Genomic DNA, 2982 nt, shown 5'->3' with positions numbered 1-2982 from the left:
AAAAAAAACAAGTTGGGGATGTATATTTTATAATATATTTATTTTTGTGTGAAAATTTGACAATTTTAATTTTTATTGTATTATTAAATTAACTTAAACATTTAGTTATGTTTGAGTTTCAAACTTAAAAGGTTTCCTTGCTCGGAACTTAAATATAATTAAATTTTTTTTTTATGCTTATTTATAAACTTATTCAAATAAAAAACACTAATATTCAAATAGCAATTTTAAGTATAATAAAACTCTTTTCTAATAATTAAAAAATTGATGTGGTTTTTTTTGTTTTAATTATAATAATTATTTTAAGTTTCAAACCTGAAATCTTTTAAGTAATTTAATTAAATTATTTAAAAGAAAGGAGATGTCTGTATGAAAAACGAACACGGATATCTAACGCAATTAATAGAGATTAAAGAAAATAGTCCTATTAAAAATGATAAAACTGGTACAACTGAATTATGAAATGGTTATACATTTATACCAGTTATTAAATTACAAAATGGTACTGTTAAAGGTACAAAAGATTTATCAAAGTCAAAATGATTTAAAGCAGATGATGAAATTTGTCTAAAATTAAAACCGTTTTTAATTGATGGAAATTTATTTTATGTTTCTATTAGATGAGATGGTAAATTGGATGTTATTACACCATATACAGAAAATAATAACGAACAAGATTTTATTAATAAATATTCTAATAGTTCAACAATAACAGAAAGCAATAATTAATATGAAACAACAATTATGCTTAGTATGTATTAGTGATAAATTTTGAGAAAATGGTGCGACTATTTGCTGAAATTGTTTTCAATTTAAAGGTGTTAACAATGGATAAAATATGTGTTATTTGTAGAGCTGATTTCGGTTGAGAACTTGGGTCTCGTTATTGCTGAAACTGTGTTAATGAAAATGTTGTTTTAATTAATCAATATTATTCTAGGTTAAATAATGGCAAAGAATAAAAATAAATTAAGTATTAATTGAGATTTAATTATTTTTATAAATTTTTGTTTAATACTTATTATTTGGTTTATATTATTTTTTGTTTATGTTGGAGTTTTTTAATGAAAAAACAAACTAAATTATATAAGCAAAGATTAAAATATTTGGTTAATGTTATACATCAATGTTTATCAATAAAAATACCATTATTTTTGTTAAGAAAAGCATTAAAACAATTATTAATAAAAGAAAATATTAATTTACAAATTCTTACAGAAAAAGAATTTTTAATTTTAAATGAAAAGTTAAAAGATAAATTTTTAAATATAGAAAGTGAGAGTGATTAATTTGAGTGATAATATATTTTCAATGATTATTGTATTTTTATTAGTTATCTTATTATATGCTTATGTTATTTTTTCTGTTTTTAATAAAAAAGAAATTAAAAAGTCAAAATTAGAACTTGAAAAATTAGAACTTGAAAATCAAAAATTAAAGTTAGAAATTTTAGAATTAAAAAATAAGGAGAGTGATTAATTTGGCGATTTTATCTGAAATTATTTTATTAATTATTATGTTGCCTATTACTGCTTATTTTATTGCAGGAATAATAAATGTTATTAGAAAAAAAGAAAGTTCAATAATTTTAAGACAACAAAAGAAAATAAGAAAATTACAAATTGAACTGGAAAAAAGAAAAAACAAGGAGGTTAAATAATATAATATGATTATATTTTTATATGTAATGGTATTTATTACAATGTTTTTTGTTTTATGTTTTTATCTTGCTGATAGCATTATAGCATTTAAACATAGAAAAGAAATTCAAAATAATCGTGCAATTATTAAAACTCTTAAAGAACAAATTAAACAGCAACAAGTTATTAATAAAATTTAACAAGTTAATTATTAGTAATATTTTTATATTACTTTTTAACTTTTTAGAGGTTTAAAAAATATTATTTTTATTAGAAAGGAATTGAAAAAATGGATACTGGAACAAACGGAATTATTAAGGCAATTGAAGCCTGAGTTGGTGTTATTGCAGATTGAGCGAAAGAATTTACGACTTGATTTTTAACATTTTTAGGTGCAAATGCAATTTTAATTATTCCTATCGTTTTAATGTTTTTAGTGCTTGGAATTGAAACATTAAGAAAATTAATTCACGGATATTAATATTAATAATTTTAAACCTCTAAAAAGTTAAAAAGTAAAATTTATATTACTAAATGGAAAGGAATAAATAAAATGTTAGAAAAAAGTGTCTTTGATATTTATATTGAGTTTATGCAGATTATATTTGGTGTAGATATGCCCCCAGCATTAGCATATATATGTTTTGTTTTATTTTTAACTTTTATTATTGCTGTTATTTTTTGAATATTTAGATTGATATTTAGGGGGTTTGGTTAAAATTTATTNTTATGGTTTTCTCTCCCCACAAANTTTTAANNNAATNTTTTTTTAATAAGTTCAATTATTGTTAAAAATATTGTTATTCCGAATACTATTATGGTTATTGGTGAAATCATCCATAGTATTTCAAAATAAGTAGGAATTATTTTTATAAAGAATATTTTTATTAATTCTCAAAATGCTNNTATTTTTATCACTCTCCTTTNTGATTTGTGGGGAGAGAAAACCATAANAATANTANTTTAATTATAAACTTTTATTTAATTAAAAATAAGGAGGAAATTAAAAATGACTTGAAATCAGTTTTTAGATAAAGTTTATCAAGGTTTATATCAGTTTGCTTTTTTTATTCCCGCCAATAAATTAGGTTTGGTTGATAAAACTGTTGAATATTATGTTTGTATGGTGGTTATATGATTATTTATTTTCTTTACGATATGATTTGTTATTTATATGGTTTCTAAAATATGTAAGGTGGTGTTTTAAAGTGTTAAATATTAGAAAATTAATTATAAATTGATATTTAATGAATTGATTTTTTACTTTAATTATGATTGTTTTAAATTGTTTAATTATATTTAAACCAAATATGTTTAATGGATGATTGAATATTATTTTTTT

7 protein-coding genes are annotated in these 2982 nt (G+C 20.2%); all 7 read left to right on the top strand.

Annotation, left to right across the window (positions count from 1 at the left end; genetic code table 4):
• Positions 1-369 precede the first annotated feature (369 nt).
• The 7 genes from TS70_RS06230 (at position 370) to TS70_RS06200 (ending at position 2847) form a co-directional block, all read left to right on the top strand.
• Positions 370-729, top strand: coding sequence for a hypothetical protein (locus TS70_RS06230; protein WP_198049736.1), 360 nt, complete (start codon positions 370-372; stop codon positions 727-729).
• 335 nt (positions 730-1064) lie between these two features.
• Positions 1065-1289 (top strand): hypothetical protein, encoded by a 225-nt coding sequence (locus tag TS70_RS06225; protein ID WP_198049735.1) that lies wholly within the window; start codon positions 1065-1067, stop codon positions 1287-1289.
• Positions 1282-1479, top strand: coding sequence for a hypothetical protein (locus TS70_RS06220; RefSeq protein WP_198049734.1), 198 nt, complete (start codon positions 1282-1284; stop codon positions 1477-1479). Before TS70_RS06225 ends, TS70_RS06220 begins: the two co-directional genes overlap by 8 nt.
• A gap of 1 nt (position 1480) precedes the next feature.
• Entirely contained in the window at positions 1481-1660 is a 180-nt protein-coding gene (locus TS70_RS06215) for a hypothetical protein (RefSeq protein ID WP_004027936.1), read from the top strand.
• Between the two features lie 6 nt (positions 1661-1666).
• Positions 1667-1840, top strand: a complete 174-nt coding sequence (locus tag TS70_RS06210) for a hypothetical protein (RefSeq protein ID WP_198049733.1) — start codon at positions 1667-1669, stop codon at positions 1838-1840.
• 89 nt (positions 1841-1929) lie between these two features.
• On the top strand, positions 1930-2121 hold the full coding sequence (locus TS70_RS06205) for a hypothetical protein (protein ID WP_198049732.1): 192 nt from the start codon (positions 1930-1932) through the stop codon (positions 2119-2121).
• Positions 2122-2649: 528 nt separating this feature from the next.
• Positions 2650-2847: a hypothetical protein gene (locus TS70_RS06200; RefSeq protein WP_198049731.1), complete on the top strand. Its 198-nt coding sequence runs from the start codon at positions 2650-2652 to the stop codon at positions 2845-2847.
• The last annotated feature ends 135 nt before the right edge of the window (positions 2848-2982 follow it).

The organism is Spiroplasma sp. hyd1 (genome assembly GCF_016082235.1).
Classification (GTDB): domain Bacteria; phylum Bacillota_I; class Bacilli_A; order Mycoplasmatales; family Mycoplasmataceae; genus Spiroplasma; species Spiroplasma poulsonii.
This window is presented reverse-complemented; position numbering and strand designations above follow the sequence as displayed.